This is a genomic window from Cupriavidus sp. SIMBA_020, from assembly GCF_046535395.1.
GTDB lineage: Bacteria > Pseudomonadota > Gammaproteobacteria > Burkholderiales > Burkholderiaceae > Cupriavidus > Cupriavidus campinensis.
Map to the genome: position 1 here is coordinate 1 of NZ_JAWRWU010000873.1, position 262 is coordinate 262.

Below are 262 nucleotides of genomic sequence, written 5' to 3' on the forward strand. Positions count from 1 at the left end.
TCGCGTGATACGCGCGCAGATAGAGATTCTGGTTGTCGAGGCCGTCACGCACATCGGCATCGATGAGCTTGTCGCCGCGCGAACGGGCCGCGCGAATCCGGCGCTCACCGTCGACGATCACGTATTTGCCGGGGAACTGCGGCAGGCGCGTGACCAGAATCGGCGTGATCTGACCTTGGCTCGCGAAGCTCTCCGCGAGTTCATCGATCGTCTCGGCGCTATAGCACGCGCGCGGATTGTACGGATTCGACACGACGTCATC

At 62.6% G+C, this 262-nt stretch carries 1 protein-coding gene; it reads right to left on the reverse strand.

Going from position 1 to position 262, the window contains the following annotated elements:
• A partial coding sequence (locus SB751_RS31900) for a ParB/RepB/Spo0J family partition protein (RefSeq protein ID WP_410749259.1) occupies positions 1-262 on the reverse strand: 262 nt, incomplete at both ends.